31 protein-coding genes are annotated in these 26,340 nt (G+C 50.9%); 15 read left to right on the top strand and 16 right to left on the bottom strand.

Translation table 11 applies throughout. From position 1 onward, the window contains the following. Positions 1-24: 24 nt before the first annotated feature. The 4 genes from MN202_RS05780 to MN202_RS05795 all read left to right on the top strand — a co-directional run bounded on the left by MN202_RS05780 (position 25) and on the right by MN202_RS05795 (position 4,513). Positions 25-897 carry an HlyC/CorC family transporter gene (locus MN202_RS05780; protein ID WP_335735146.1) on the top strand — a complete coding sequence of 291 codons (873 nt, stop codon included), beginning with the start codon at positions 25-27 and terminating at the stop codon, positions 895-897. A gap of 16 nt (positions 898-913) precedes the next feature. Continuing rightward, on the top strand, positions 914-2,461 hold the full coding sequence (gene lnt / locus MN202_RS05785; protein ID WP_335735147.1) for an apolipoprotein N-acyltransferase: 1,548 nt from the start codon (positions 914-916) through the stop codon (positions 2,459-2,461). A gap of 57 nt (positions 2,462-2,518) precedes the next feature. Beyond that, positions 2,519-3,097 carry a GNAT family N-acetyltransferase gene (locus MN202_RS05790; protein ID WP_335735148.1) on the top strand — a complete coding sequence of 193 codons (579 nt, stop codon included), beginning with the start codon at positions 2,519-2,521 and terminating at the stop codon, positions 3,095-3,097. A gap of 279 nt (positions 3,098-3,376) precedes the next feature. Next, a complete protein-coding gene (locus MN202_RS05795; RefSeq protein WP_335735149.1) occupies positions 3,377-4,513 on the top strand; it encodes a DUF4303 domain-containing protein in 1,137 nt (378 codons plus the stop codon). 69 nt (positions 4,514-4,582) lie between these two features. On the opposite strand, the gene MN202_RS05800 is transcribed toward MN202_RS05795, so the two are convergent. Next, positions 4,583-6,976: a Lon protease family protein gene (locus tag MN202_RS05800; protein WP_335735150.1), complete on the bottom strand. Its 2,394-nt coding sequence runs from the start codon at positions 6,974-6,976 to the stop codon at positions 4,583-4,585. A gap of 147 nt (positions 6,977-7,123) precedes the next feature. Here MN202_RS05800 and MN202_RS05805 point away from each other — a divergent pair, with 147 nt between their 5' ends. The 6 genes from MN202_RS05805 to MN202_RS05830 all read left to right on the top strand — a co-directional run bounded on the left by MN202_RS05805 (position 7,124) and on the right by MN202_RS05830 (position 10,826). Continuing rightward, a complete protein-coding gene (locus MN202_RS05805) occupies positions 7,124-7,399 on the top strand; it encodes a hypothetical protein (protein WP_335735151.1) in 276 nt (91 codons plus the stop codon). Between the two features lie 111 nt (positions 7,400-7,510). Further along, positions 7,511-8,116, top strand: a complete 606-nt coding sequence (locus tag MN202_RS05810; RefSeq protein WP_335735152.1) for an HvfX family Cu-binding RiPP maturation protein — start codon at positions 7,511-7,513, stop codon at positions 8,114-8,116. Continuing rightward, entirely contained in the window at positions 8,113-8,772 is a 660-nt protein-coding gene (locus MN202_RS05815) for a sigma-70 family RNA polymerase sigma factor (RefSeq protein ID WP_335735153.1), read from the top strand. The genes MN202_RS05810 and MN202_RS05815 overlap by 4 nt, the downstream gene beginning before the upstream one ends. Next, complete coding sequence (locus MN202_RS05820) at positions 8,765-9,466, top strand: DUF3379 family protein (RefSeq protein WP_335735154.1); 702 nt, start codon at positions 8,765-8,767, stop codon at positions 9,464-9,466. Before MN202_RS05815 ends, MN202_RS05820 begins: the two co-directional genes overlap by 8 nt. 12 nt (positions 9,467-9,478) lie before the next feature. Then, positions 9,479-10,306 carry a helix-turn-helix domain-containing protein gene (locus MN202_RS05825; protein WP_335735155.1) on the top strand — a complete coding sequence of 276 codons (828 nt, stop codon included), beginning with the start codon at positions 9,479-9,481 and terminating at the stop codon, positions 10,304-10,306. A gap of 64 nt (positions 10,307-10,370) precedes the next feature. Next, complete coding sequence (locus MN202_RS05830) at positions 10,371-10,826, top strand: carboxymuconolactone decarboxylase family protein (RefSeq protein ID WP_335735156.1); 456 nt, start codon at positions 10,371-10,373, stop codon at positions 10,824-10,826. Between the two features lie 10 nt (positions 10,827-10,836). Here MN202_RS05830 and pnuC read toward each other — a convergent pair whose 3' ends face one another. From pnuC to MN202_RS05905, 15 genes are all read right to left on the bottom strand, one after another. Further along, the gene (pnuC, locus tag MN202_RS05835; RefSeq protein ID WP_335735157.1) at positions 10,837-11,406 is read right to left on the bottom strand and encodes a nicotinamide riboside transporter PnuC; all 570 of its coding nucleotides are present in this window, start codon (positions 11,404-11,406) and stop codon (positions 10,837-10,839) included. A 15-nt stretch (positions 11,407-11,421) separates the two neighbouring features. Next, entirely contained in the window at positions 11,422-11,847 is a 426-nt protein-coding gene (locus tag MN202_RS05840) for a DCC1-like thiol-disulfide oxidoreductase family protein (RefSeq protein ID WP_335735158.1), read from the bottom strand. Continuing rightward, positions 11,844-12,545: an aspartate/glutamate racemase family protein gene (locus MN202_RS05845; RefSeq protein ID WP_335735159.1), complete on the bottom strand. Its 702-nt coding sequence runs from the start codon at positions 12,543-12,545 to the stop codon at positions 11,844-11,846. Before MN202_RS05845 ends, MN202_RS05840 begins: the two co-directional genes overlap by 4 nt. A 191-nt stretch (positions 12,546-12,736) precedes the next feature. Beyond that, positions 12,737-13,255, bottom strand: coding sequence for a CPBP family glutamic-type intramembrane protease (locus tag MN202_RS05850; RefSeq protein WP_335735160.1), 519 nt, complete (start codon positions 13,253-13,255; stop codon positions 12,737-12,739). Between the two features lie 25 nt (positions 13,256-13,280). Further along, positions 13,281-13,463: a hypothetical protein gene (locus tag MN202_RS05855; protein WP_335735161.1), complete on the bottom strand. Its 183-nt coding sequence runs from the start codon at positions 13,461-13,463 to the stop codon at positions 13,281-13,283. A 42-nt stretch (positions 13,464-13,505) separates the two neighbouring features. Continuing rightward, positions 13,506-13,967, bottom strand: a complete 462-nt coding sequence (locus MN202_RS05860) for a hypothetical protein (protein ID WP_335735162.1) — start codon at positions 13,965-13,967, stop codon at positions 13,506-13,508. 62 nt (positions 13,968-14,029) lie between these two features. Next, positions 14,030-14,485 (bottom strand): hypothetical protein, encoded by a 456-nt coding sequence (locus MN202_RS05865; protein ID WP_335735163.1) that lies wholly within the window; start codon positions 14,483-14,485, stop codon positions 14,030-14,032. A 75-nt stretch (positions 14,486-14,560) separates the two neighbouring features. Beyond that, complete coding sequence (locus MN202_RS05870; protein ID WP_335735164.1) at positions 14,561-15,019, bottom strand: HIT family protein; 459 nt, start codon at positions 15,017-15,019, stop codon at positions 14,561-14,563. 127 nt (positions 15,020-15,146) lie between these two features. Next, positions 15,147-15,569 carry a GNAT family N-acetyltransferase gene (locus MN202_RS05875; protein WP_335735165.1) on the bottom strand — a complete coding sequence of 141 codons (423 nt, stop codon included), beginning with the start codon at positions 15,567-15,569 and terminating at the stop codon, positions 15,147-15,149. A 2-nt stretch (positions 15,570-15,571) separates the two neighbouring features. After that, positions 15,572-15,865 (bottom strand): hypothetical protein, encoded by a 294-nt coding sequence (locus tag MN202_RS05880; RefSeq protein ID WP_335735166.1) that lies wholly within the window; start codon positions 15,863-15,865, stop codon positions 15,572-15,574. A gap of 237 nt (positions 15,866-16,102) precedes the next feature. Beyond that, positions 16,103-16,453: a putative quinol monooxygenase gene (locus MN202_RS05885; RefSeq protein ID WP_335735167.1), complete on the bottom strand. Its 351-nt coding sequence runs from the start codon at positions 16,451-16,453 to the stop codon at positions 16,103-16,105. A 24-nt stretch (positions 16,454-16,477) separates the two neighbouring features. After that, positions 16,478-17,926, bottom strand: a complete 1,449-nt coding sequence (gene nhaD, locus MN202_RS05890; RefSeq protein ID WP_335735168.1) for a sodium:proton antiporter NhaD — start codon at positions 17,924-17,926, stop codon at positions 16,478-16,480. A gap of 81 nt (positions 17,927-18,007) precedes the next feature. Beyond that, the gene (nhaD, locus tag MN202_RS05895) at positions 18,008-19,459 is read right to left on the bottom strand and encodes a sodium:proton antiporter NhaD (RefSeq protein WP_418334035.1); all 1,452 of its coding nucleotides are present in this window, start codon (positions 19,457-19,459) and stop codon (positions 18,008-18,010) included. Positions 19,460-19,527: 68 nt separating this feature from the next. After that, positions 19,528-20,382 carry a universal stress protein gene (locus MN202_RS05900; RefSeq protein WP_335735169.1) on the bottom strand — a complete coding sequence of 285 codons (855 nt, stop codon included), beginning with the start codon at positions 20,380-20,382 and terminating at the stop codon, positions 19,528-19,530. A 194-nt stretch (positions 20,383-20,576) separates the two neighbouring features. Continuing rightward, on the bottom strand, positions 20,577-21,059 hold the full coding sequence (locus MN202_RS05905) for a zinc ribbon-containing protein (protein ID WP_335735170.1): 483 nt from the start codon (positions 21,057-21,059) through the stop codon (positions 20,577-20,579). 134 nt (positions 21,060-21,193) lie between these two features. Between MN202_RS05905 and leuS the strand changes: the two genes are divergently transcribed. The 5 genes from leuS to rsfS all read left to right on the top strand — a co-directional run bounded on the left by leuS (position 21,194) and on the right by rsfS (position 26,334). Next, entirely contained in the window at positions 21,194-23,779 is a 2,586-nt protein-coding gene (gene leuS, locus MN202_RS05910) for a leucine--tRNA ligase (protein ID WP_335735171.1), read from the top strand. Between the two features lies 1 nt (position 23,780). Beyond that, positions 23,781-24,257 (top strand): LPS-assembly lipoprotein LptE, encoded by a 477-nt coding sequence (locus tag MN202_RS05915; protein ID WP_335735172.1) that lies wholly within the window; start codon positions 23,781-23,783, stop codon positions 24,255-24,257. Between the two features lie 19 nt (positions 24,258-24,276). Continuing rightward, entirely contained in the window at positions 24,277-25,323 is a 1,047-nt protein-coding gene (gene holA / locus MN202_RS05920; protein ID WP_335735173.1) for a DNA polymerase III subunit delta, read from the top strand. Next, positions 25,316-25,954 (top strand): nicotinate-nucleotide adenylyltransferase, encoded by a 639-nt coding sequence (gene nadD, locus MN202_RS05925; protein ID WP_335735174.1) that lies wholly within the window; start codon positions 25,316-25,318, stop codon positions 25,952-25,954. The genes holA and nadD overlap by 8 nt, the downstream gene beginning before the upstream one ends. Positions 25,955-26,028: 74 nt before the next feature. Continuing rightward, complete coding sequence (gene rsfS / locus MN202_RS05930; RefSeq protein WP_418334103.1) at positions 26,029-26,334, top strand: ribosome silencing factor; 306 nt, start codon at positions 26,029-26,031, stop codon at positions 26,332-26,334. The last annotated feature ends 6 nt before the right edge of the window (positions 26,335-26,340 follow it).

The raw sequence follows: 26,340 nt of genomic DNA on the forward strand, positions 1-26,340 counted from the left end.
TTTTTATGGAGCACCAGTTCACCTATGAGTGACGACCATCCCCACTCTAGAAGCGGTTCTGCCGGTAAATCCTGGCTGGAAAAAATAGCCAGTATTTTTAACGCAGAGCCACAAGACCTCTCAGATTTACAGGACATCATTAACGAAGCGCAAAACCGGCAACTGATTGATGCCGATACGCAAAGCATGCTGCAGGGCGTGTTGGAAGTGTCCAGTATGCGGGCCCGCGACATTATGGTGCCCCGTTCACAAATGGCTACCATAGATATCGACGACAGCGTGGCCGACATGCTGCCAATACTGCTGGAAAACAACCACAGCCGCTATCCGGTCGTTAATGAAGACAAAGACCATATCGAAGGCATCCTGCTGGTAAAAGACTTGCTGCAATATGCGCTTGACCCCAATGTCAGCGACTGGCACCTGCGCGATCTATTGCGCCCGGCGGTGATTATTCCCGAGAGTAAACGCGTCGATGCGCTGTTAAAAGAATTCCGCCAGAAACGCTATCATATGGCCGTGGTGGTGGATGAATATGGTGGTGTATCCGGCCTGGTTACCATTGAAGATATTCTCGAGCAGATCGTCGGTGAAATTGAAGATGAACACGACGATGAAGAAGAACACGACATCAAAAAAATGGCGTCACGGGTGTTTCAGGTCAGCGCACTGACACCGCTTGACGAATTTAACGAAAGCTTCGATACCGACTTTGATGAAGAAGACGCTGACACTATCGGCGGCATAGTGCTGCATGCCTTTGGCCATATGCCGGCGCGCGGTGAAAGCATTGAACTGAAGGGCCTGACGTTTAAAGTCAGCAAAGCCAACAGTCGTCGCCTGGTGCAGCTGCAGGTGATCCGGGCTAAAGAGCCGGTTAGCGTGGACGCCAGCTAAACCGGTGCGCGCTGTATTGTCCCGCTTTCGTCCGTTACTAAAGCAACTGCCGCTGTTGCTGGCCGGTGGCTTGACCACACTGGCGTACGCACCTTATACATTGTGGTGGTTGCCGCTACTGAGCGTCGCGTTGTTGGTAATGGCCGTACAGCGTGCCAGCAGCGCCCGCCAGGCACTGTTGGCCGGCTTTAGCTTTGGCTTGGGCTGGTTTGGCGTTGGCGTCAGCTGGGTGCATGTCAGCATTGCCCAATTTGGCGGCCTGCCACTGGCTGGCAGTTTAGGCCTGATGGCTTTGCTGGTAGGCTATCTGGCACTGTACCCTGCACTGGCGGCATACCTGACATTCCGTTTAACCCGGCCTGCATTGCTACCGCTGGTGTTTGCCAGTTGCTGGATACTGGCGGAATGGCTGCGCAGTGTCATGCTTACCGGCTTTCCCTGGCTGTCGTTGGGCTACAGCCAAACAGAGTACGGCCTGCACAATTTTGCCCCACTGATTGGCGAAACCGGCATCAGTTTTGTGCTGGTGTTTAGCGCTGCGGCACTGGCGCAGTTGGCTCGCCCACAAGCTGCATTAGCCCGCTATGGTTATGTGCTGATAGCCGGATTGCTGTTTGTCATTGCACCTCAGCTCAACGCGCTAAAAGGCTGGAACTACACCGACAACAGCTTAGACGTGCTGCTGGTACAGGGAAATGTTAAGCAGGAATTGCGCTGGGCACCGGAGCAGGAATGGCCCACCATGCTGAAATATCTGGACCTGACCCGGCCGCATTTTCAAACCGATTTAGTTATCTGGCCGGAAGCTGCCATTCCGCAGTTAGAGCCACTGGCAGAAAGCTATCTGGATAACTTAAACCGCGCGGCGTTGTATGCTGATACCGCAATCATCAGCGGTATTTTAGATTACAACGTTAAAACCCAACAAGCCTGGAATAACCTGATCGTGCTGGGTAAACGCTACGCCGACTCGAGCGATGGCGATTATTTTTATGGCCATGGCAACCGCTACAGCAAACACCAGCTGCTGCCGATTGGTGAATTTGTGCCGTTTGAAAGCTGGCTGAGAAAACTGGCACCAATTTTTGACTTACCGATGAGCTCGTTCAGCCGCGGCGCCTATGTACAGCCCAATCTGGTTGCCAATGGTTACCACCTGCTGCCGGCGATTTGTTTTGAAATTGCTTTTCCGGCGCAAATCGCCGCCAATATGACCACAGATACCCAATTACTGCTAACGGTTAGCAACGACGCCTGGTTTGGCGACAGTATAGGCCCGCACCAGCATTTACAGATCGCGCAAATGCGCGCGCTGGAATTTGGCCGGCCGCTGCTGCGCGCCACTAACACCGGTATTACTGCTGTGGTCAAACCCGATGGCAGAATTAGCAAAATAGCGGCACAATTTAGCGAAACCGTATTGCAGGATACCGTGCAGCTAAGTTCTGGCCAAACCCCTTATGCCCGCTTTGGCGATCTGTGGCTGTGGCTGCTCAGCACTGCGGTATTGCTATTCAGTGCCGGCCTGCAATTACAAAAGCGTTTGTGGCAAACTAAGGCTTGATTGACAGCGTCGCTCAGTTACACTGTTAACATCTATTCAGGTTACCAGTGAGTTGTGATGACTTTACTGCATAATATTGCCCGCACCCTGCAGCGGCGGCGCAACAGTACCTGGCATGCTCTGGGATATGACACCACAGTGCGCGCTGAAACCGCTGCTGATTACGCCGCTATAACCGAACTGACGCAAACCGCCTTTAACAATACTGCCGAAGCACAACTGATAGCCAGCCTGCGCCAGCAGTGTCACGACTATATTTCGCTGGTGGCCGAGCAACATGGCCAGATAGCCGGCCATATTATGTTTTCGCCGGCAACACTGGATAACGCAGCAGGCGTTCAGCTAATGGCGTTAGCGCCAATGGCAGTGCGCAATGTTTTACAACATCAGGGTATTGGCTCGGCGCTGGTGCGCGCCGGTTTAGAGTTGTGCCAAAAGCGCGGTATAGCGGCAGTGGTGGTGCTGGGGCATCCGGCTTACTACCCGCGTTTTGGCTTTACCCCGGCCAGTGTTTTTAATATCCGCTGTCCCTGGCAGGTACCGGATAACGCCTTTATGCTGCTGCCTCTTAACCCTGCTGCGCTAAGTGGCCAAAGTGGCCAGGTGTTGTATCACCCTGCTTTTGCAGCGCTGTAATACCTCTCTGCCGTAATAGCATGCAATCTGCAGTACTATTTCCGGTTGACAAATTTTGTATTAGCCACGAAAATTCACCATTATTTTTCCACTTGTTAACCTTTAGATATCAAGCTGCAGCATGCATAACCAGCGATAGGGTAAAAGCCTGCAGGTGCTGGTTAAACCGGAACAGAGGTTTGCAGCAAAGCCTGCATTGCACATCAGCAGCTAAGCCAGCTATCAGCTCCCGATCAATTAACAGTGCTCTGTCTATAACGTTGAAGTGATATAACAATAATGCAAACAAAAACCGAAACCACCTTAGCCATGTTACTTGAGAGGCTAAGCAGTACTCTGGCGCAAGAAGTGCCAGCGGCATTGAGCACACTGCTTAAAGAAAACCATCAGCACCGGATCTACAATATCGGGCTATATTACGCTGCCGGTAGCTGGTCTTATTGCCTCCCGACTCTCGCCAGTGAAGCGGGGTTAGCCCGTGCTGCCGAGGCTTATGCTGTTCATTCTATGTTAGCTGTTGCAGACATTAAGCAGCAATTGCGCTGGAGCCCTTGTGACTCACCTCATCACAGTGATGAAGCACTGGAATACATGATGCCAGAGACACAAGAAGCGCTGGAAGCGTTAGCCGAATACTGTGATGATCTATACGACTTTGACAATGACAATTTCGACCAGTCCGATGCCGAGATCGAACACATCCAGCATAATATTCACGCCTGTGTTATCAACGAGCTTAAAAAGGCGGTAAGCCACCCCGCCATGCACGACTATATCGCCCAAGGCGGTTTAATCACGTTGCAGGCCGGAGATAGCAGCCATGAAGATTTTCTGGCCGACGTTAGCGCCATTATGGGCGAGGCAGCGCAAAAACGTGTTGAGCATGAACTAAGCCTGGCCAATGAGCTGTATGAAAAAGAGCAAGCAATGCGACAGGCACTGACAGAAGAACAGCTACTGCAACAGCAGGCAACGACACTGTCCATTGCCGACTTTGAGCAGATAATTAATGGCTTTAGCCCTGAATTTGTTGAAAAAGACGGTGGTATCTATCTTAAGTCTGAACGCCGGTTACCGCTGTACACTGATTCAGAGCAGGAAGCGCTGTATAACAGATTATCACTATGGGAAATGCTTAAGCCGTCCGAGCATTATGACGAGTTGTATCAAAAGTTAGCTGGCATTCATGGCTTAAAGCCGATGAAACTTGACCTGCTACCGGGCATTGCAAGGGCACTGGCTACTAAACTTAAAACCGAGTTGCGGCTGAGTTTTCCACACAAAAAATTTAAAGTGTATATCTGCGTCAGCAGGTTATCATTGTGCCGTATCGAGTTTTGTACCGAGCGCTACGACGGTTTTGATTTTCATATAACCTCAGACGAGGTCCTGCCTGGTGTGCAGGAAATTATCTGAGTTTTAATCAACATTTGCGCTCCCACTGGCCAGGCGGCTATAGCTACCTGGCCATGGCCTCACAAGCTACTAGTCTTCATCCATCGCGCCATTAACTATTTCGGCGATGTCGGCAAGTCTGGCCATAGCGCGGCCATTAATGGATTTTTTCGGGTATTGGCCACGGCTGTTTTTGGCACCGGCTTCAACACCGGTTAACAGTGCCAGGGCGTCATCAACGGTTTTCACCACATAAATATGGAATTTATGCTGTTTAACCGCATTAACCACCTCATCATTCAGCACCAGATTTAACTGATTACTGGCCGGGATAATAACGCCTTGCTCACCGGTTAAGCCGCGGCTTTGACACAAGCGAAAATAGCCTTCTATCTTCTCGTTTACACCACCTATAGCCTGTACCTGGCCATGCTGGTTGATAGAGCCGGTTACTGCCAGGCTTTGCCGGATTGGAATATCAGTAATAGCCGATAACAAAGCACACACTTCCGCCAGTGAGGCGCTGTCGCCGTCGATATGGCCGTAGCTTTGCTCCATAGCGATATTGGCCGACAACGTCAGTGGAAACTCACGGGCGTACTTAGCCCCCAGATAGCCGGTCAGTAATAACACCCCTTTGGAGTGAATGGCTTTGCCCAGTTCCACTTCACGCTCAATATCAATCACACCACTGCTGCCGGCAAATACCGTAGCACTAATGCGAGCCGGCGTACCAAAGGCCGTGTCACCAATTTCCAGTACTGTTAAACCGTTAATTTTGCCCACCGCCAGGCCGTCAGTATCAATTAAAATCTGGCCTTCCTGAATATCCTCCAGAAAGCTCTCACTTATGCGGCCGGTACGGTGTTGTTTGCCCTTTAAGGCCAGTTGCACATGCTCGGCACCCAGGCTGTCACTTAACTGTTGCGAAGCATAAAAACACGCCTCACGCACCAGCTCTAACACATCGGCAAAGCGGGCTGAGAGCTTGCGCTGATGCTCAGCCTGGCGAAAGCTAAATAATAACAACTGCTTAAAACCAGCCGTTGTCAGCTCATGGATATTAAGCAGCCGCATTTGTTCCCGCACCTGCATCGCCATATAGCTCACTGTTTCAGTGCTGTACGGCAGGTAATGCTCAAAGTCTGCCAGTACGCGAAACAGCTCGTTAAACTCATCGTCGACATCCTGGATCAGGTAATACAGATCGCGCGAGCCCAGCAGCACCACTTTGACATTCAGTGGTATCGCTTTAGGCGTAATAATGGTGGAGTTGGTTACCGCATGCTCAGACAAGGTGTCTATTTGCAACTCACCGGATTTCAGCGCCAGCTTCAGCGCATCCCACAGCGCCGGCTGGGTCAGTAAACGGTCGGCATCTAAAATCAGGTAACCACCGTTGGCCCGGTGCAGAGCGCCGGGGCGGATCATGCGGTAGTTGGTATACAGCGAGCCACTGGCCGAGTTGTACTCTACCCGGCCAAACAAGTTGCCATAACTGGGGTTGGGTTCAAAAATAATAGGTGCGCCCGACATGCTTTCGTAATGCACCAGCACATTGGGCACAAACTCTTCGATAAAAATTTCGCGGTTGTCGTTCTCTTCCTGCTTTTCGCCGTCCGACTCATCCGGCATTAGCTCCAGCACGGCTTTAATTAAATGGCTGCGCATTTCACGGATGTAACGCTGCACACCAAGCTCGGCGGCGTAGTCGTGCTCCAGTTGTTTTAGCAGCGGCTTAATCGCCTGCTCTATGGTGTCTTTGCGCAGCGCGCGCAGGCTTTCCGACAGCTCACGCTTCCACTGTGGCAGCTCCAGCAATTGCTCGTTCAGTACCGTTTCCAACTCACTGACCAGGCCATAAAAATACTGCCGCTGCTCTTCAGTTAGCTTGCTAAACTCCTGATCATCCAGTGGCTTGCCGTCAATAATCGGCGAAAAACTCACTGCGCCGTTTTCTTCATACAGTACGACATTTTTTTCCAGCGCTTTTTTCTCTACCAGCTCGATAGCATGTTCGTATTTGTCATCAAATTCACGCGCTATGGCTTTTTTCTTGCGCTGATAACCCGGGTTATCAAAAGCAGCCGGAAAAGTATCCAGCAGCTCGTCAATCAGCGCCTCGATTTTCTTCACCAGAATTTTGCCTTCACCCGGCAGCAGACGCAGCGTGTTTGGTACCCGCTCATCATCAAAGTTATTCAGATAACACCACTCTTGCGGTGTCGCCTTCTCACTGGCAGCCAGTTGCAGTATATCCTGTACCAGCGTAAAGCGGCCCAGCGCCGGCTCTCCGGCGACATACAGATTGTAACCGGGCATATCCATGCCTATGGCAAAGGCCAGTGCCGATTTAGCCCTGTCCTGGCCAATAAAAGCCGGGATCAATGTCGTTTGCTCCAGCGCCTGTTTAATCAGTTTGCTATCAGGTTGCGGCCCCAGTTGCTGTACAGTCAGCGCCAGTGGATGTGGGTGTGATGTCATGTATTGCCTTGGCTTAAACAGCGGTTATTGGCGCTATACTAGCAAAAAAGCGCCGCTGCTGTACTGGTCAATTTTAGTGAACCGGCTAAAGATTTTTGCCGCAACGCCGATACAAGGCTATGCAACAAAACAGTACCGGGGCCAGATATGAACGAAACTTACCGCTTACAGAAAATCCGTAACCTGGGTGTACGCCTGCAAGAGCTGGAGCTGCTGTCTATTACACCGGGAGTATCCTACACCAGCGCCGCACTGAATTTTTTGTTTGCCGATTATCAGCTGGCACGCCCGGCCGGTTTACCGCTGGAGCACACATTAAAAACCCTGGGTCAGGCGATTGTAGAACAACGTAAAGTACGCTTCTCCAGCCTGGACGCCGACGCGGTGATCGATTTCTTCTGTCGGTTTTACCGGGTTCATTAAGCGTTATCACTGTCCTGCATTGCTTCAGCGCGGCGTTTTAACGCTGCGTTGAAATATTTTTACCGTCTCACCGTTCTTATTGCCCAATATCTCATTGTTTCGGGCAGTCAAATGCAAGCTATGTTTTCCTGTTATCACTCTGCGGTTGTACGCAGCCAGTCATTTTCCGGTATCGCCCCTTTATTACTGCGGCTTTATCTTGCACCGGTGCTGGCACAAGCTGGCTGGAACAAATACCTGCACTTTGACAACACAGTCGCCTGGTTTGGCAATGCTGACTGGGGCCTGGGCCTGCCGCTGCCATCATTAATGGCGGGGCTGGCGATAGCTGCCGAGCTTGGCGGAGCTGTGCTGTTAGCACTGGGCCTGTTAACCCGGCTGATTTGTATTCCTCTGCTTATCACCATGCTGGTGGCAATTTTTGCTGTGCACTGCCCCAATGGCTGGCTGGCAATTGCCGATAGCAGCAGCTGGCTGGCCAATGAGCGGGTTGTTAACTCAGCACAGCAGCTAAACGCGGCCAAAAGTCTGTTACAGCAACACGGTAACTACGACTGGCTAACCAGCAATGGCAATTTTGTTGTACTCAATAACGGTATAGAGTTTGCCGCCACCTATTTTGTTATGTTGCTTAGCCTGCTTTTTAGCGGTGGTGGTCGCTACACCAGCCTGGATTTCTGGCTGTGGCGGCAACGCGCCCAGGGTGTCGCAGCATGAGCAATATTCATATTTTGCCAACGCCGCCAAATCGCGCTAGGCTAAGCAGCAATTTAGCCACCAGCCAAACCAGCCTGATGCCCGAAGCCGAAACTGCGCCTGCTAATGCCACACCAACGCCGCCAGCTGCCGCAGTGTTTCAACTTAGCGACAGTAAAACCCGACGCTATGAGCAATTGGTTAAGCATTACCACGCCGACGTGTACCGCTATGGCTACTGGTTGTGTAAAGATGCCGACATCGCGCAGGATCTGGTACAGGAAACCTTTTTACGCGCCTGGAAACATTTGGACAGCCTGCTGGATGCCAATGCAGCCAAAGCCTGGCTTATAACCATATTACGCCGCGAAAATGCCCGCCGTTTTGAACGTAAACAGTTTGATTATGATGACGCTACCGAACAGGACAGCCTGGCCGACACCAGCCAGACCAGCGCCGAACAAGACTGTGACAATGACAAGCTGCGTGCACAGATAGCGGCTCTGCCGGCTGAATACCGTGAGCCTTTAGTGCTGCAGGCATTGGGCGGCTTTAACAGCGATGAAATTGCCAGCCTGCTGCAACTTAATGTCAATACCGTCAATACCCGGCTGTTTCGGGCCCGTAAACTGTTGCGTAACCACCTTGAAGTACTGGGGGAGCCCCGCCATGGATAACACTGAATTAGAACGCATCTTGCTGGCCGATCCGTTTAGCCAGCATCCGGCACTGCTGACGGCGTTAGCTCAAGACCCTGATTTACAGCAATTTGCTTACCAGTTGCAGCAACAGCAGCGCGAACTGGACGACGCCCTGCACGTACCGGTGCCCCCTATGCTGGCCGAGCAATTGCTGCAGATCCCACAACACGCGGCCCCATCGCGCCGGCGCTGGTTTACCCCTTTGGCTCTGGCGGCCAGCATTGCGCTGGTATCGGTACTGGGTGTACAGCTGTATCAAAGCAGTTTCGCCACCGATCTTGGCAGCCATGCGCTGGCCCATGTCTATCATGAGCATGACTATTTGCAACAACATGCACAGCTGCAGCCACTGCACGAGGTAAATCTGAAACTGGCTGACTTCAGCGCCAGCCTGCAAGACTGGCAGGATGAGATTATCTACGCCCGTTATTGCACCTTTCAGGGCGTGCGCTCACTGCACCTGGCAGTAAAAACCACCAGCGGTTATGCCACGGTGTTTGTCGTGCCAAAAGATGCCGGGCTGCAATTTGTCAGTGACTTTGCCGACAGCCGCTACCGCGGCTTAACCCTGGCAATGGCAAAGGCTAATGTGATTATCGTCAGCGACAATGCCAGCGATTTGCAGCAATTGCCACAAAAGCTCAGCGATAAGCTGATCTTTTCCGCCTGAATGCAGACACTTATGCAGCCCGAACTTGCCGCCGCTGCGATAGCGCCGGTTGGCAATCTGCAGCATTTGGGTTTGCAGGCCTTTATGCCGCCCCCTGGCCTGACGCCCTGGGTGCAGTGTTACTGGATCATGCGGCAAACAACGTTACCCGCAGCTGGCTACCAACAAAGCCTGTATCCGGACGGCGGCAGCAGCCTGAATTTTTATTTTCAGCCCGGCCAGCCACCACTTTGCCAATTTAGCAACAGCCAAAGCCGCAGCAGCATACTGCTAAGGGGCGCACAAGATGTGATGGGTGTCCGCTTTTATCCCGGCGGTGCTTTTCAGCTGCTTGGTGCTGACATCCCGCTATTGCAACACGATGCCGTTGACGCTGCTGATTTAGGCCTGCGCAGCCTGGCGCAGTTGCAACAACAACTTGCTACAACACAGCATAGCGTGACACGCTTGCAATATCTGCAGCAGTGGTTACTACAGCAAGTGCAGCAGCATGATGCTAAGCGCGGCCACGTGCAACAAGTCCTGCCGCTGTTGCTGCAACAACAGCTGGTTACACCGACAGTTGACGCGCTAAGCACAGCCGTTAACCTGAGCCGGCGCCAGTTTGAACGTATATTTATACAACAGGTGGGTCTGACACCGGGCCAGCTAAAATTGCTGCAACGGGTGCGCCATGCCAGGCAGTTAATTAACCTGGCGCCGCAGCAAGCATTAACTGATATTGCCCTGTGTAGCGGTTTTTATGATCAGGCGCATTTTATCCGCCAGTTTCAGCGTGTTACCGGCCAGACGCCGGGTCAGTATCGTCGCCGTAAACAAATTCAACCGGCCATGTCGTAAAAATACAATTCTGTTTTAACGCTAAACGGCACCATAGCGGCTCCACCACTACAAGGAGCACAAGATGTCGCCACGTATAGATCGTACTGCTGTGTTTAAACTGCAGCCTGGCTTAGTCACAGCGCTGAGTAACCTGGGCGAAGCTGCCGCACAGATCATAGAAGCACCGCTGGTGCATTTGTTGCACCTGCGCATATCGCAGCTTAACGGCTGTGCCTTTTGTCAGCATATGCACGCAGCCGAGGCCCGCCAAGACGGAGAGCAACAGCAACGGCTGGACGTGCTGGCCGCCTGGCAGGAAACCACCTTTTTCTCTGCCCGTGAGCGCGCGGCTCTGCGCTGGGCCGAAGCACTGACATTGCTGGCCAGCCAGCCGGTGTCAGATGCGGTATACAGCGAACTGGCAGCACAGTTTAGTCAGCAGGAGATTGTTAACCTAAGCGCGGTAATTGTCACCATGAACGCCTGGAACCGCATCGCGGCAGGTTTTCAATTTCAACCGCAACTGACGTCTGACTAACTGCTGCAATTTAGACAATGCCGGGTTTAGCGGCAGTTAATTTACGCCACAGGTACAGGCCATACCAGGCGTTAAACCAAAAACCGGTATATACCAGGGCGGTAAGCTGTAACTCGCGCGACAGATACAGCGGTACCGCCAGGGTGTTTACAATTAGCCAGAACCACCAGGTTTCCAGCTTGCGGTTCATCAGTAAAAACTGGGCAATAACACTGAACATTAAAATGGCGGAGTCAACAAAGGGTGCATACGCATCGGTTAAACGGTGCAGCATGTAACCGTACAGCACTGTTACCAGCAGCGCCAACGCGCCGTAACCGGCCAACCTCGGTAAAGGCGTACTGCTTACCTGCTTAATACCACTGGCTCTGCCCCACTGATACCAACCAATAACGTTAGTGGCAATAAAAAACAGCATCAGCAGCACTTCGGCATATAGCTGTACCTGATAAAACAGCAGCGCAAATAGCGCACAACCAATAATGCCCAGCCACCAGGTATGGATGCTGTTACGGGCGGCCAAAAACACCGCCAACAAATAAAAGCCGTTAGCGGCATATTCCAGATAGCTCGGGTTCATATTACGTCTCTGCGGCTAAAAACGGTCATTACCGCTGATGCCAAGATTATTAATTTTGCGCTTTCTAAACAGCTTTAACAGCGCATTGCGACAAGCCCGCAACAGCGGGTACAACCATTTTGCCAGCCGGCGCGATTTAAACAGATGATAATTCAACCGGTTGAATACGCCACTGCGGCTACTGAGCAAAGACAACATATAAATTGCATCACTACCATAATACAGACTGGTGCCCATTTTCAGCACCATACCCTGATCAATATCCAACCCCAGAGCAGTAATTTCCTGCATTACAACACTGTCTTCACGGGCATTAATCAGCTGCAATTCACCCACGCTTTGACGAATACGCACCAGCTGGCAATAGGCATTGCACGCCGGACAGTCTTTATCGTAAATCAGCAAAATGGCTGGCGCTGCAGATTGTTCGGTTAATATCATTTACTGCCATCCAGCGCCAGCTCAACCGCCGCTTTGGCATGAATAAGCGTGGTATCAAATAGCGGCACAGCCGCATCGGCTTTACCCACCAGCAGACCAATTTCGGTGCAGCCGAGAATAATGCCATCTATACCTTGCCAGGCAAGGCCTGCCATCATTTTGCGTACGGCTTGCTTAGACTCGGGATTAATTATGCCCTGACACAACTCCTGATAAATAATCTGATGCAGGCTGTCTTGTTCCGTTTCATTCGGCAGCAACACTTCTATGCCGTGGGTCTCGCTTAACCGCTCACGGTAAAACGGCTGCTGCATGGTAAATTTGGTGCCAAGCAGCCCTACACGGCAGCCACCGGCCTGCTTTATCGCTGCCGCAGTGGCATCGGCGATATGCAGCAGCGGAATAGCCACTGCCGTCTCAATTGCCGGGGCCACTTTATGCATAGTGTTGGTACACAGCACAATAAAATCGGCACCGGCAACCTCAAGCGTGCGCGCCGCACGGCCAAGCACTGCACCGGCAGCATCCCAGTCGCCAGCCTGCTGCAGGCGCTCAATTTCATAAAAATCGACACTGACTAAAATGCATTTGGCAGAGTGCAAACCACCCAGCTGGCTTTTAACCCCTTCATTTAAATAGCGGTAGTACGGGATAGTTGACTCCCAGCTCATACCGCCAATCAGGCCAATGGTTTTCATCTTTGGACTCCGTATAGTTGCCAGATAGCTAACATGGCGTAAAAGCACTTCGTCTGCAATTGTTTAACCTGCCAAAAGCAAAACACTACCTCGTAGGTAACCTTGCTTATTCAGGTTCATATTTTTCCAGCGCCTGCGCTTCGCTCCGTTTTACAGCACCATTGGCAAAACCTTAGTAAGAGGGTTTTGTATCAAAAAAAACTCTCACTTGCCATTACCACAACAAAAACCCCGGAATTGTGAAGCACATGTACTAACAGTGTCATATTAAAGCCAGTCCAAAATGACTTTTCCTGCCACACAAGAAACACAATTGAGAACATCAGAAAGTTAAAAAAGTTAACCACGCCTTGGATTGGAAAAGAAACACCATGTATTACTGCCCAAATAACGACGCTTATCAGGCATTTAGTCATCGGATCTTTACTAACCAACTTAAGCAATAGCATGATACCGGTCAGTATGAATGTCTCTACAAGAGGCCCGAAAAACACCAAGAAGAACCAATCGTTCAGCGGATTTACGTCAAAGGTTTGAGCGCCGGGGAATAGGCTGCCTAACATGATCGCAAGCGGAATGGCTACGCTTAGCGTAAGCGTGGCAGACTTTAAACTAGATACCAGCCAACCCTGTTGACGGTTGACTATATATTTTACAATCACAAAAAACCTAAAATCCATTCTGCCATTAGGCAAGATGCCAAAACTCAATGTATCTAATCCAGTCGCTATAAACTTACTTTTGGTTGTGTTGTAAGAAACGGCGCCTGATTGCGTCGAACAGCTGGTAAAAAACCATCGTAAAGGCACCAACCAATATAGCTCTATGCCATTCTGTTTGGCCAAATCCATGCACTAATATTTGATAAGCAGCCGAACCTGAAGCGCCACCAAGACCAACCAAAACTGCGTCTTTCATTGATATAACCCAATTGCTGTATAACTTCGCTGCTTTAGTTTGCTAAACATAATTGTTGTCTACCGCCCGTTTAATTAAATGAAACTGCAGCCAAACCATAATAGGCAGCGTAATAAACCCATAAATAACCCAGGAATAGACAGACACTTGCATTGCTTGCATTGGCCAATTGAGCAACACAAAGGACGCCCAATAGCCTAGTTGAATTTTCAAACAAATCGGCAGGCTGATAACCACAAGTGTATCTAATACACTGGCCTTTTTATGCACGGCACAAGCCCGATACACTTTAACTGCGCCCAGGTGATATATAAATAATGTGGTCACATAAGAAGCAAAAGTAAACAAGCTAATTGAAAAGGTTAGCCCCAACAGAAACATCGGCAGTACAGTGCCGAACACCTGCAAGTAAAATAACGCAATAAAATACTTCGTTTTCTGACGCTGATCGATTTCGTCGCGTGCCAACTTTTTCGCAATGACGTCCGTGTGCCAAATATGCATATAACCCCAATTATCTACAGCGCTAAAATGTAGCGGAAAAAATGTCGTTTAGAAGATCAGCGTCACCGCCTGTTTGGTAATTTACCACCCAATTCAGACCATTGCTGATACAAACCCGTAGCAAACAGGCTGCCGATAACCAAACAAATACCTGAACTCACTAACCAAAATGTCAGGCTATTCTCGGGGAACATCGGCATTAAACCTACAAAGGAAACGCCACGAAGAATAAAGATCCCACTGATAATCAGCAACGCCAACTTTGTTAGCGGCAAACGCTTAATAGCGCCGGCGCCGGACAGCGCATACAACGCCCAGATAACCAGCAGTACAACAATAACTGACGTCATAACAGTGGGATACCACAGCCCCTGCTCTGCCATCCGGGCCATTTGTTCGCCAGCACCAAAAAAGCGATACCAGTCTGCCCCGAACACGATACAGCCAAGATGGGCCAGCGCTGCTGCAGCACAGCAGATTGCCGCCGCCCAAAGGTATTTATTGTTGCTAGAATTCATTTTTTCCTCGAATGCTTTGCAGAATGTTACCGGCGGCAAGCCACTCTGGCAGCTATACCACAGTAAAATGGGTTGTTATGCACAAGCTCTTATGTGAGCCGCCAGTTTTGCAAGTTCAGCGTCATTTGCCCGCTCGCAATCATGGGTAGATAAAAAACCTTCATATTTTAAAATAAAGGGGCCGGAAGTACCGTCAATCGCCCGGAAGGTAGAATCATTGCCGGTTCCATGCATAGGAATAAGTTTGCTGTGTAAGTGGTCAACTTCGTAACCTTCATACACTAAACCTGTTCGTGCTACGCCATCCAAGGCTTTATCAAGTAGCAAGGCAACCTTCTTGCTGGCGAGGGTAAGTTTGGCAACAACGTTGTCATCCTGAGCAAAAACATAGCTGGAGTAATGCTGTTTCGGGATCACCACCGTGAAGCCTTTGGTATTTGGGAAAATAGACAAAAACGCCAGATGCTCGTCATCTTCCCAAACCTTATGGCAGGGTGATTGCCCGGCAACTATGTCGCAAAAAATACAATTCATATCAAACCTCGCTAACCATTAAGCGCACTTGCTAGCGTCAATACGCTGATAACAAAAAATCCAGCCAATAGGCCCGGACGTGGCAGCGCCAAAGCCGATGCTGTTTACTGGCGATAATAGTCAATGATCAGGAAACGGCACGGCTCATGTAGTAAAACCGCTCGTCTTCACTGGTTAAACCAAAGCCTTGCCGCTGGTATAAATGAACAGCCGGGCTATTTTTAAACACTCGAAGCTTTAAATTCTGACAACAGCGCTCTTTAGCACATCGCTCTGCCTCAGCCAGAGCAATTGCGCCAATACCTTGATTCTGATAACCCGGCGCAACTTGCAAATCACGTAACCAGCACTCTGCAGAGTCAAAAGATAACCTCATTACACCAACCAGCATTCCCTGAAGCAAAATATCTAAGTTAACAAGACCTTGCGTCATTTTCTCAATCTGGGTTTGATCCCAATCTACCGAGTATTGTTGGTAATACGGCCGCATATTCGACAACGTAAAATGTGCTGCTTTTGCTAAATCTTCAGCCGGTCTAAATGTAACCATATTCAGTGCTCAGGGGGCCAGTCATCAGGCCAGCCGGGATAACGTTGTTTGACGAGGTCGATAAACTGCCATAAGGGCATGCCAAGTTTGCCGGGCAAATCACCGTTAAAATAATGCCTGATATCCGCTTCTATTTCACTTCCATCTTTACCGCTAACATCATAAAAATTAGAATCATCGGAAAGAAAGAACGGCTGATATTCAGGATCTGGCTCTACAATGTTTACCAGTAGCTGTACTTCCCGGCTGCGCTTTTCAATCTCTACAGATTCAGCGAACTTAAACTTTTCATCCATGGCGACTTCCTATTTAATGCCTCACGCTTATTCGGCAGAAAAGCTGTATTTAAACAAAGACTTTGCGCTTTTGTAAATTTTGCGTTGATGACACTACATCGATTTAAGCCTATTTTCAACGGCTTATAGTGACGGTTTAGCAGGCTATAGCGTTGTATGACGCCCCGGAATACACAAAACAAACCATTAGAATGTAAAAAGCCCTGATAAACAGGGCTTTTTAAGTCACCGGCTGAATCAGCCTACGACGGGTGCGTCGAAATTGGCTGGCTCGTCGGTGTAAATACATACATTCCAGTCGGCGGCTAAGCCGTCTTCGGCTAAACAGTAAGTTTCAAAGAACTGCTTAATTTCTGCACGCTGGCAGTGCGCTTCAAAGCTTGCCAGGTCGGCCCAGATTTCATTAAAGGCAATGGGGAAACTTTTACCTTCAGCAAAGGGGCTGGCTAGTTGCCGCGTAACGATATACTGCAGGCAGCCGTCTTCACGGTTGCTGTTTGGCTCTAGGCTTTGCAGCACTTTGAATAATTCATCGGCCTTACCCGGCTTGGGTTGAAACTGCGCAATGCAATACACTTTTTTAGACATAATACTTCCTTAATACCCAGCGGTTTAGTGAGCAGCCGGGCTGCCGAAAATCTGAAACAGCTCTGCGTTTAAATATAAATGCGTCACCACGCTGGCAGCGTATCCCAGCAGTATTACCGGCGCCCATTTTAAATGGCCGGCAAAGGTATAGTAACCACGGGCCTGGCCCATTAAGGCCACACCCGCGGCGGAGCCTATCGACAACAAGCTACCACCAACACCGGCCGTTAAGGTAATAAGCAACCACTGGCCGTGCGACATCTCCGGTTGCATGGTTAGCACGGCGAACATTACCGGTATGTTATCCACTACCGCCGACATCAGGCCCAATACCACGTTGGCAATAGTGGGGTTACCGTTGCCGTACAAGCTGGCTGACAGCATTTCCAGATAGCCAATATAGCCAAGGCCGCCAACGCACATTACCACGCCGTAGAAAAACAATAAGGTGTCCCACTCGGCGCGGGCAATACGGTTAAATACGTCAAAGGGTACAATTTGGCCCAGTGCCCGCACCCGCTCGATGTCGCCTTCACGTTCGGCCATTGCCCTTTTACGGGCCAGCGAGCCGGGCAGGGTTTTACGCAGGAAGAAACCGAAAAACTGCAGCAGGCCAAGGCCCGTCATCATGCCCAGTACCGGCGGTAAATCCAGCCAGGAGTGATACAACACCGCCAGTGCTATGGTGGCTAAAAACAGGGTAAGAATACGCAGTGCGCCGCGTTTCAGCTCAACATCTTCCTGCAGGGCTGCCGGGTAACGCCGTTCAACAAACAGGCTCATAATAATGGCGGGCACCAGGTAATTAACTACCGCCGGGATAAACAAGGTAAAGAAATCGTTAAAGGTAATGATACCGGCCTGCCATACCATTAACGTAGTAATGTCGCCAAAGGGTATAAAAGCGCCACCGGCATTGGCCGCCACCACGATATTAACGCAGGTCAAATTGATAAAGCGTTTGTCGCCTTCGGCTACCTTCATTACCACAGCGCACATCAGCATAGCGGTGGTCATATTGTTGGCAAAAGACGAGATAAAAAACGCCAGCACACCACTGATCCAAAATAAGCTACGGTAGCTAAAACCTTTGCGGATCATCCAGGCGCGCAGCGCATCAAATAGCCGGCGCTCTTCCAGTGCGCTGATGTACGTCATTGCCACCAGCAAAAACAGCATTAGCTCGGCAAATTCAAGCAAGGTATGGCGAAACGCCTCAGCAGTTACACCAGTAATGCCATCCTGCATGTAGCGCCAGGCGATAAGTGCCCAGATCACACCGGCGGCAACCAACACTGGTTTAGATTTACGCAGATGAATTTTTTCTTCCGCCATTACCAGCACATAGGCCAGTGCAAACAGCAGCAGAGCAATAATACCAACAGGAGACAGAGTTAAATTTAAATTGCCGGTAGCGGCAAACACAGCAGGAGAAAACAACAGGCACAACAGCACCAGCAAAGACTGCTTCACAATTTTGTCCTCAGTTAACAGAGAGTGTCACCCGGCGGACACCGGGCGCACAGTATAAAGCAAGTTGATTAGAATATTTACTCAGCTTACGCCAAAAACACTAAAACTGGCTTTATTTAGCCATAAATGTGTCAGCACGCTGGCGATATAGCCCAGCATTATTGCCGGCGCCCATTTTAAGTGGCCGGCAAAGGTGTAATAACCCCGGGCCTGGCCCATTAAAGCCACACCGGCAGCAGAGCCGATAGACAACAAGCTGCCACCGACGCCGGCGGTTAAGGTAATTAACAACCAATGGCCGTGCGACATGTCTGGCTGCATGGTTAATACCGCAAACATCACCGGAATATTATCTATTACTGCAGAAATAATGCCTAAGGCCACATTGGCCCAGGTAGCATCCCATTGGGTGTACAGCACGTCTGACATCTGTGCTAAATAACCGATGAAACCCAGGCCACCGACACACATCACTACGCCGTAGAAAAACAATAAGGTGTCCCACTCAGCCCGCGATACCCGGCTGAATACATCGAAGGGTACTACCTGCCCCAGCGCCCGGATCCGTTCCTGATCGCCTTCGCGCTCGGCCATCGCCCTTTTGCGCGCCAGTGACCCCGGCAGCGTAACCCGCAGGAAATAACCAAAAAACTGTAAATACCCAAGGCCGGTCATCATGCCCAGTACCGGCGGTAAATGCAGCACGGTATGAAAGGCAACTGCTGTGGCAATGGTTAATAAAAACAGCGTTAAAATACGCAGTGCTCCGCGTTTTAACTCGATATCATCTTGTAGTGCCGCCGGTTTACGTTTTTCAACAAAACAGCTCATGATCACAGCCGGGATCAGATAGTTAACCAGCGACGGAACAAACAACACCAAAAACTCAGCAAAATTAAGCAAGCCGGCCTGCCATACCATTAAGGTGGTAATGTCGCCAAACGGACTGAAGGCACCGCCGGCATTGGCGGCTACCACAATATTAATACAACAGAGGTTTATAAACTTTTTGTCGCCCTCGGCGACCTTCATCACCACAGCACACATTAACAGCGCCGTGGTAAGGTTGTCGGCAACCGGCGAAATAAAAAATGACAAGATGCCGGTGATCCAGAATAACTGCTTATAACTAAAGCCTTTGCGTACCAGCCAGCTACGCAGCACATCAAACAGCCGGCGCTCTTCCAGCGCATTGATATAGGTCATGGCTACCAGCAAAAACAGCATCAGCTCGGCAAATTCGAGCAAAGTATGGCGAAACGCCGCTTCCGATTGCTCCGGCATACCGGCCTGCACATACTGCCAGCCGATCAGCGCCCAGATAATACCGGCAGCGACCAGCACCGGTTTAGACTTGCGCAGGTGAATTTTTTCTTCCGCCATCACCAGCGCATAAGCCAGCACAAAAATACCGATAGCGACAAAGCCGGTAACACTGGTGGTTAAATCCACCGCACCCACTGCAGCATGGGCTGCTGGTGCGAACATAGCCAGCAACAAGCCTGGCCAGAGCAACATTTTTTGTTTTTGCATGATAGTAACAACACTTCCTGGTTAACGTTACGGGTACAAAAAACCCGGCCACTGGCCGGGTTTTGGGTTTAGCGTAAGATCAGCAATGAGCACTTGGCTTTGCAGATCATGGCAGTCGTGGTGCTGCCAACAATAAATTGCCGGATACGGGAGTGGCCATAGGCGCCCATCACCAGTAAGTCTATAACATGCTCCTGCTGGTATTGATGCAATACTACCTCAGGCTCACCGTCTACTATCGCGGTTTTAGTATCAAAACCAGCGCTGCGCATTATCTCAGCGGCGTTATTTAGTTCGCCGCGGCTGCTTTCGCTGTCGGCAGCGGCCATCACTAAATGCACTGGCAAACCGCTGCACAACGGGCTGGCAGCCAGCATTTGCAAGCTTTTTTGCGCGGTGGCGCTACCGTCATAGGCCAGCATAATGCGTTGTGGCGTTTTATAATGCTGCTGGGTTAATAACACCGGCCGCTGTACAGTACGAATAACCCGTTCAACGTGCACGCCCATATGACCATGGGCATCAGCACTGCTAAAGCCGCGTTTGCCCAGCACCAGCAAACGGCTGGTTTCAGCCAGCCCGGCCAGGATCTGTGGTAACGGGCCATGTTGCATGCAGGTATCGACAGCTGTCACGCCGGCTTGCTCTGCGCGCTCTTTAGCTGCGGTTAAAATACTGCGCCCACGTTGCAGCGCCAGCTTACTGTGTTTTTCGTCCAGCTCGGCTAACTGTTGCAACAACAGCTCCTGCGAGCCTAAACCAATGCTGCCACTTAAATCGGGGGTCTGGGTGTGCTGAGCCTTGTCCAGCGCATGCAACAGGGTGATGGGTGCTGACAGTTGTCTGGCCGCCCAGGCTGCATAATCGCAAATGGCTTCGGCATAAGGTGATGCATCAATACAGGCTAGTACTTGCGTTGTCATGTTGTTCTCATCTTTGGTTGCCGGCCTGATTTACCCGTTAAGTCTTGTATCTGCAGCAGCGGGCACAGCTTAGCGAAAAGCAGCAAAAGCGCTATTCAACCTTAGTGGTATAGGTGCAAGCGGCAGGCGACTCTGGGCGGTGTTGGATTCTAACAAAAAGTTAAAGCACGTTACAGCCTTTAAACCGCCATTATTTACACCGGCAGGCCCTCACGGAAAAACTGCACGGCGCCACAATGGCTGCACGCCAGTAACTCGGACGGGTGGGTATAATCGATATGTTGCAAACACTGGCTGCAGCGGTAGCGGCCCATGCCCACCACTTCGCCCTGAAAATAGATGCCCTGGTGTTTAAAATCGGCGGTCAGTTCCTGCCATTCCAGTTGGCTTTTATCAGTGAGACTACTAAGCTGCTGCCACAAGGCTTCCGGCCATAATGACGGCGCTGCCGCCTCGTCATCTGCCTGCTGCTGCGCTTGCTGATCCTGCCATTGGCGTTTTAATGTCTCGATAAACAACGCCGTTTCATAGGCGCTCAGCTCTTTACCCGCTTTGAGATAAGCCTGCAATTGCTCGACAAAACTTACTATATTATCCAGTTGACGCCGCTCCGATTGCTCAAGGCTGCGGTTAAAATCAGCCAACCACTGTTGATACTTCTTCAGAAAATCTGCCATAACGTCTCCTCGAGTGTAAAACCAGTATAGACAATGCGCTGCTTGTTGTTGTCAAAACCGCTCTGCGGTATGCTATAGCCACTTTTTTGCCTGCTTACCGGCAGCTGTACTAACCTCCTTTTCGGAAGACCTTAATGCAAGAACAATACAACCCGCAGCAGATTGAAACTGCACTGCAGCAGCAATGGGAACACACCAACGCCTTTAAAGTGACAGAAGACGCCAGCAAAGAAAAATTTTACTGCCTGTCGATGTTTCCGTACCCGAGCGGGCGCTTGCATATGGGCCATGTGCGCAACTACACCATTGGCGACGTAGTCAGCCGTTTTCAGCGCATGCAGGGTAAAAATGTTATGCAGCCTATGGGGTGGGATGCCTTTGGTTTACCGGCAGAAAATGCCGCGATAAACCATAAAACCGCCCCGGCAAAGTGGACTTACGAAAACATCGACTACATGAAAAACCAGTTAAAGCGCTTAGGCTTTGGTTACGACTGGAGCCGTGAAGTGGCCACCTGTAAGCCGGAATACTACCGCTGGGAACAATGGTTTTTTACCAAGCTGTACGAAAAAGGCCTGGTGTACAAAAAAATGGCCACCGTAAACTGGGATCCGGTCGATCAGTGCGTGCTGGCCAATGAACAAGTTATTGATGGCCGCGGCTGGCGCTCGGGCGCGCTGATAGAACAACGTGAACTGGCGCAATGGTTTATTAAAATTACCGCCTATGCTGAAGAGCTACTGGCCGATTTAGACCAGTTAGACGGCTGGCCGGAGCAAGTAAAAACCATGCAGAAAAACTGGATTGGCCGCTCAGAAGGCGTCGAAATCCGGTTTGATATTGCCGGCGCAGCTGACAGCTTAAGCGTATACACCACCAGGCCGGATACACTTTACGGTGTAACCTATGTTGCCGTGGCCGCACAACACCCGCTGGCACAGCAAGCCGCAGCCACTAACCCGGCACTGGCAGCCTTTATTGACGACTGCAAAGGCGGCAAAATGGCCGAAGCTGAGCTGGCCACCATGGAGAAAAAAGGTTGCGCCACCGGCATCTTTGCCGTGCATCCGTTAACCGGCGAACAGGTACCGGTATGGGTAGCCAATTTCGTGCTGATGGATTACGGCTCAGGTGCGGTTATGGCGGTTCCTGGCCATGATCAGCGCGATTACGAATTTGCTACTAAGTATCAGCTGCCAATTAAACAGGTAGTAAGCGCTGCAGACGGCAGTGCAGTAACGCTGGAACAGGCCGCTTATACCGAAAAAGGTGTATTGGTTAACTCGGCTGAATTTGACGGTTTAGACTTTGATGCCGCCTTTAGCGCCATTGCCGGCAAGCTGGCGGCTATCGGCCGCGGTGAGGTAAAAGTAAACTACCGCCTGCGTGATTGGGGCGTATCGCGCCAACGCTACTGGGGCACCCCTATTCCTATGCTGAACCTGGCTGACGGTAGCCAGGTACCGGTACCCGAAGATCAACTGCCGGTGCGCCTGCCGGAAGATGTGGTAATGGATGGCGTCACCTCGCCAATTAAAGCCGATCCGGAGTGGGCAAAAACCACTTACAACGGCAGCGAAGCTTTCCACGAAACCGACACCTTTGACACCTTTATGGAGTCAAGCTGGTACTATGCCCGCTACTGCAGTCCGGATTACGACAAAGCCATGCTGGACCCGGCCAAAGCCAATTACTGGCTGCCGGTAGATCAGTATATTGGCGGTATTGAGCACGCTATTTTGCACCTGCTGTACAGCCGGTTTTTCCACAAATTACTGCGTGATGTTGGTTTGGTACAATCTGACGAGCCATTTAAACGCTTATTGTGTCAGGGCATGGTTCTGGCTGAAACCTTCTACCGCGATAGCGACAACGGCGGCAAAGTGTGGTTTTCGCCGGCCGATGTCAGCGTGCAACGCGATGAAAAAGGCCGTATTGTCAGTGCCGTGCTAAACAGCGACGGCCTGCCGGTGGTGTCATCCGGCATGAGCAAAATGTCCAAGTCGAAAAACAACGGTATCGACCCGCAAAAAGTTATCGATCAGTACGGTGCCGACACGGTACGGTTATTTATGATGTTTACCGCACCACCGGAGCAAACCCTGGAATGGTCTGACTCGGCAGTAGAAGGCGCGCACCGCTTTATTAAGCGCATTTACACTTTGGTCAGCGATTTCTCGGCAGCAGGTACTATTGGCCAACTTGATATTGCGCAGCTTAACAACGAGCAGAAAACCCTGCGCCGTGAGCTGCACAAAACTATCGCCAAGGTATCTGACGATATTGGCCGGCGTTACACCTTCAACACTGCCATTGCCGCCATTATGGAACTGAGCAATAAGCTGCAAAAAGCCAGCCTGGCTACTGAGCTGGACCGGGCCGTGATGCAGGAAGCCGTACTGGCACTGCTGCAGATGCTAAACCCGATAACACCGCATGTGGCCCAGTATCTGTGGACACAACTGGGCCAGAGCCAGACTATTGAACAGACGCCTTGGCCACAAGCCGATGCTGCCGCCATGGTTGAAGACGAAAAACTGGTGGTAGTACAGGTAAATGGCAAGGTGCGCGGTAAGGTAACCGTAGCCGCTGATGCTGATCAGGACAGCGTTTTGGCTGCAGCAAAAACTGACGACAACGTTAACCGCCATCTTGAAGGTCTGGCCTTGCGCAAAGTGATTTATGTGCCGGGCAAATTGCTAAACCTGGTGGTGGGCTAAGATGGCCCGCCGCGCTGTAGTATTGCTGCTTAGCTGCTTACTGCTAAGCAGCTGTGGCTTTCAATTGCGCGGCGATTTGCCGCTGAGCCACTTTCCGGCAATGTATATTCAAAGTGAGCGCCACTCTGAGTTAGCGGCCCTGGTCAGTGAGCGCCTTAGCTATAACAAGGTTGAGGTGCTGTCCAGTTATCAAAGCGAGGCACCGGCGCTGCAACTGCTAAGCGACTCGTTAGAGCGGCGCACGTTGTCACTGTTTCCTAATGGCCAGGTCGCCGAGTACGAATTGATTTATAAAGTCCGCTATCAGGTGAGTATGCCCGGCAGTGAACCCCAGCCCTATCAGTTTGAGCTATACCGCGATTACCAGGATGACCCGAACCAGGCCCTGGCCAAAGCCAAAGAACTGGAGCTGATGTTGGATGAGCTGCGCCAGCAGGCAGCCAACCGCATACTTCGCCAGCTGGCCAGACTGCACTGATGCACGACCGGCACCCCTGATGCAAAAACTCTATGCCAATCAGCTGGCACAACACCTGGCAACTCAGCTTGCACCCTGTTACCTGCTGTTTGGCGAAGAGCCGCTGCAAAAACTCGAAGCGATAGACGCCATACGGCTGGCAGCAAAAGCACAGGGTTACAACGAGCGCCTCAGCTTTAGTGCCGACGCCCAGTTTGACTGGCAGGAATTAAGCAACGAACTGAATGCCATGTCGTTGTTTGCCGACAAGCGCCTGATTGAACTGGAGCTGGTGCAACAAAAGCTGTCGGCCCAAGCCAATGATCAGCTAAAAGCATTGCCGCAACAATTACACAGCGATGTGATTTTGTTAATCCATGGCGAGCGCAGCCACAGCGACGTCAGCAAACTGGCCTGGTTTAAACAACTGCAAACCCAGGCGGTGCAAATACCGGTGTACCCGCTGGATGAACGCCAGAGTCTGCAATGGTTGCGTGAACGGTCGCGTCAGCTAAAGCTGCAACTGAGCAGTGATGCATTGGCCTTGCTGCAGCAGCATTGCGCCGGTAACTTACTGGCCGCACGGCAAGAGCTGGAAAAACTGGCGCTGAGCAATATACAGACCGCACTGGATGCCAATGCGCTCAGCCAGTTTTTGGCTGATCATTCCAGTTTTACCGTGTTTCAACTGCTGGATGCGATATTAGCCGCCCACAGCGACGACGCATTACATCGACTACAACGGCTGTGTCAGCAGGATACCGAGCCGGTAATTATTGCCTGGCAACTGCAAAAAGAAGCGTTAGCACTGCGCGAAATGGCACAGGCACAGCAGGATAATCAGCCACTTTCAGACGTGTTTAAACGTCTGGCAATCTGGCCTAAACGTCAACCGCTTTACCAACAGGCGCTTAAACGGTTAAATCTGGCCTGGCTGGATTATCTGCTGGCAGAGCTGGCCGCCTTCGACCGCCTGTACAAAAGCGGCCAACTTGACAATAGCGTGCTGGCGCTAGCCCATTTAGTGACCTTGTTTATGCACCCGGTTGGCAAGGTATTTTCACTCCATCAACTTAGCCATGACTAAACATATCGGTATTTTCGGTGGCACTTTTGACCCGGTACATCCGGGCCATATCCGCTGCGCCAGTTTTGTGCGGCAATATTGTCAGCTTGACAGTGTCAGACTAATGCCTTGCCATCTGCCGGCGCACCGGGCCAGCCCAGGTGTAAGTGCACAGCACCGTGCTGCTATGGTACAACTGGCAATTGCTGGCCATAACGGGCTGGCACTGGAAGCGCTGGAGCTGGAAAAAACCAGCCCGTCTTATACCGTCGACAGCCTGACATTGCTGCGCCAGCGTGAACCAGAAGTGCAGTGGTATTTTATTATTGGCATGGACTCGCTGGGTTATTTTAAAAGCTGGAAAGATTGGCAACAGATTTTACAGCTGGCGCATATCCTAGTTTGCCAGCGTCCCGGTTACAGTGAGCAAAGCGGCGATGCACCTGAACTCTTGCGCCAGTTTGGCCAGCCAGATCTTGCCAGTTTGCGCCAGTCAGACAGCGGTGGCATTCTGCTGCTACCCAATCCGTTAACCGGCATCAGCGCCACGGCGATTCGGCAACAATTACAGCAGCATACACTGGCGGCAGACAGTTTAGATCCAGCCGTATTGAACTATATTCAAACTCACAGACTCTATCAGGCGTTATAGCTAACACCAGGGCTAAACTATGCTAAAATGCTGCTTTTTTCAGGTGCAGAGGACTTAGGGTGCAAACAACCGAGCTGGTAAGTTTTATTCAGGACAAAATTGACGATTTAAAAGGCCGCGATATCGTAACCTTGGATGTGCGTGGCAAATCCAGCATCACCCAATTTATGGTGATCTGCTCTGGTACCTCTAACCGACATACCAAATCTATTGCCGACTATGTCGCTGCTGAAGTAAAAAAAGCCGGCATTGAAACTCTGGGCATAGAAGGCCAGGCGTCAGGCGAGTGGGTGCTGCTGGATCTTAACGACGTAGTAGTGCATGTAATGCTGGAAGAAACCCGTGGTTTCTATCAGCTGGAAAAGCTCTGGAGCGCCTGAGCCGCG

It is taken from the genome of Rheinheimera muenzenbergensis, from assembly GCF_036984005.1.
Lineage (GTDB): Bacteria > Pseudomonadota > Gammaproteobacteria > Enterobacterales > Alteromonadaceae > Alishewanella > Alishewanella muenzenbergensis.

What these genes read in the sequence shown, in the direction of transcription:
- MN202_RS05780 (WP_335735146.1), top strand. Translation starts at nt 25, where the DNA reads ATGAGTGACGACCATCCCCACTCTAGAAGCGGTTCTGCCGGTAAATCC.
- MN202_RS05790 (WP_335735148.1), top strand. Translation starts at nt 2,519, where the DNA reads ATGACTTTACTGCATAATATTGCCCGCACCCTGCAGCGGCGGCGCAAC.
- MN202_RS05795 (WP_335735149.1), top strand. Translation starts at nt 3,377, where the DNA reads ATGCAAACAAAAACCGAAACCACCTTAGCCATGTTACTTGAGAGGCTA.
- MN202_RS05800 (WP_335735150.1), bottom strand. Translation starts at nt 6,976, where the DNA reads ATGACATCACACCCACATCCACTGGCGCTGACTGTACAGCAACTGGGG.
- MN202_RS05805 (WP_335735151.1), top strand. Translation starts at nt 7,124, where the DNA reads ATGAACGAAACTTACCGCTTACAGAAAATCCGTAACCTGGGTGTACGC.
- MN202_RS05810 (WP_335735152.1), top strand. Translation starts at nt 7,511, where the DNA reads ATGCAAGCTATGTTTTCCTGTTATCACTCTGCGGTTGTACGCAGCCAG.
- MN202_RS05815 (WP_335735153.1), top strand. Translation starts at nt 8,113, where the DNA reads ATGAGCAATATTCATATTTTGCCAACGCCGCCAAATCGCGCTAGGCTA.
- MN202_RS05820 (WP_335735154.1), top strand. Translation starts at nt 8,765, where the DNA reads ATGGATAACACTGAATTAGAACGCATCTTGCTGGCCGATCCGTTTAGC.
- MN202_RS05825 (WP_335735155.1), top strand. Translation starts at nt 9,479, where the DNA reads ATGCAGCCCGAACTTGCCGCCGCTGCGATAGCGCCGGTTGGCAATCTG.
- MN202_RS05830 (WP_335735156.1), top strand. Translation starts at nt 10,371, where the DNA reads ATGTCGCCACGTATAGATCGTACTGCTGTGTTTAAACTGCAGCCTGGC.
- pnuC (WP_335735157.1), bottom strand. Translation starts at nt 11,406, where the DNA reads ATGAACCCGAGCTATCTGGAATATGCCGCTAACGGCTTTTATTTGTTG.
- MN202_RS05840 (WP_335735158.1), bottom strand. Translation starts at nt 11,847, where the DNA reads ATGATATTAACCGAACAATCTGCAGCGCCAGCCATTTTGCTGATTTAC.
- MN202_RS05845 (WP_335735159.1), bottom strand. Translation starts at nt 12,545, where the DNA reads ATGAAAACCATTGGCCTGATTGGCGGTATGAGCTGGGAGTCAACTATC.
- MN202_RS05855 (WP_335735161.1), bottom strand. Translation starts at nt 13,463, where the DNA reads ATGAAAGACGCAGTTTTGGTTGGTCTTGGTGGCGCTTCAGGTTCGGCT.
- MN202_RS05860 (WP_335735162.1), bottom strand. Translation starts at nt 13,967, where the DNA reads ATGCATATTTGGCACACGGACGTCATTGCGAAAAAGTTGGCACGCGAC.
- MN202_RS05865 (WP_335735163.1), bottom strand. Translation starts at nt 14,485, where the DNA reads ATGAATTCTAGCAACAATAAATACCTTTGGGCGGCGGCAATCTGCTGT.
- MN202_RS05870 (WP_335735164.1), bottom strand. Translation starts at nt 15,019, where the DNA reads ATGAATTGTATTTTTTGCGACATAGTTGCCGGGCAATCACCCTGCCAT.
- MN202_RS05875 (WP_335735165.1), bottom strand. Translation starts at nt 15,569, where the DNA reads ATGGTTACATTTAGACCGGCTGAAGATTTAGCAAAAGCAGCACATTTT.
- MN202_RS05880 (WP_335735166.1), bottom strand. Translation starts at nt 15,865, where the DNA reads ATGGATGAAAAGTTTAAGTTCGCTGAATCTGTAGAGATTGAAAAGCGC.
- MN202_RS05885 (WP_335735167.1), bottom strand. Translation starts at nt 16,453, where the DNA reads ATGTCTAAAAAAGTGTATTGCATTGCGCAGTTTCAACCCAAGCCGGGT.
- nhaD (WP_418334035.1), bottom strand. Translation starts at nt 19,459, where the DNA reads ATGCAAAAACAAAAAATGTTGCTCTGGCCAGGCTTGTTGCTGGCTATG.
- MN202_RS05900 (WP_335735169.1), bottom strand. Translation starts at nt 20,382, where the DNA reads ATGACAACGCAAGTACTAGCCTGTATTGATGCATCACCTTATGCCGAA.
- MN202_RS05905 (WP_335735170.1), bottom strand. Translation starts at nt 21,059, where the DNA reads ATGGCAGATTTTCTGAAGAAGTATCAACAGTGGTTGGCTGATTTTAAC.
- leuS (WP_335735171.1), top strand. Translation starts at nt 21,194, where the DNA reads ATGCAAGAACAATACAACCCGCAGCAGATTGAAACTGCACTGCAGCAG.
- MN202_RS05915 (WP_335735172.1), top strand. Translation starts at nt 23,781, where the DNA reads ATGGCCCGCCGCGCTGTAGTATTGCTGCTTAGCTGCTTACTGCTAAGC.
- holA (WP_335735173.1), top strand. Translation starts at nt 24,277, where the DNA reads ATGCAAAAACTCTATGCCAATCAGCTGGCACAACACCTGGCAACTCAG.
- nadD (WP_335735174.1), top strand. Translation starts at nt 25,316, where the DNA reads ATGACTAAACATATCGGTATTTTCGGTGGCACTTTTGACCCGGTACAT.